This window comes from Allobacillus salarius (genome assembly GCF_007559425.1).
Classification (GTDB): domain Bacteria; phylum Bacillota; class Bacilli; order Bacillales; family Alkalibacillaceae; genus Allobacillus; species Allobacillus salarius.
In genome coordinates this window covers 1-520 of sequence record NZ_VMHE01000099.1, presented here as the reverse complement: position 1 = coordinate 520, position 520 = coordinate 1, and the positions used below count along the sequence as shown (strand labels likewise).

The window sequence follows — 520 nt, the reverse complement described above, 5'->3', positions numbered from 1 at the left end:
TTGTTTTTTACGTTCGGAAAATCAGCGTGGTATGGTTTCATTTCCTGTACCATTTCCGCACCCGTACACCCGTAAAGTTCATGCCGGGCTATCTCGATGGCTGCTGTCTGTCCGTCTATCTCTTTGGCAAGGTCATACTCCAGTGCAGCCGTACCATGCGATATGCTCTTTCCTTTCCCTATCATCGTGAAAGTATTTTTTTAAGTTCGGTGATTAGTGCCTGATTCTCTTCAAATACCTCCCGGTACTGGCGACCACCGAAGTAGTTGTTCAGCCGTTGGAGCGTTCCTTTCAACTGGGCTATGTCCCGGAGAAGCTGCCGTTCCTCCTCGGTGTACCTTTCCCTTGGGCGACCTCCAAGGGACAAACTCCGGCAATACTCCGATGTGCTCATGCTACATCGGGCTGCCTGCTCCGCAAGTGCCAGCTTTTCATACCGGGTACAGCGGAATGTAATCTTTTCGTTCCGTCTTACTTCCATGTCACAAAGGTAATCTTAAAATCTTTTTGAGCAAAGCGA

Annotated in this window: 2 protein-coding genes; one reads left to right on the top strand and one right to left on the bottom strand. The window is 49.0% G+C overall.

The window, feature by feature from the left end:
- A partial coding sequence (locus tag FPQ13_RS14055) for a hypothetical protein (RefSeq protein WP_425456881.1) occupies positions 1–224 on the top strand: 224 nt, incomplete at its 5' end.
- Here the strand turns inward: FPQ13_RS14055 and mbpA are convergent.
- Positions 182–481, bottom strand: coding sequence for a mobilization protein MbpA (gene mbpA / locus FPQ13_RS13935; RefSeq protein WP_005683055.1), 300 nt, complete (start codon positions 479–481; stop codon positions 182–184). The two genes, FPQ13_RS14055 and mbpA, sit on opposite strands and share 43 nt — an antisense overlap.
- Positions 482–520: the final 39 nt, after the last annotated feature.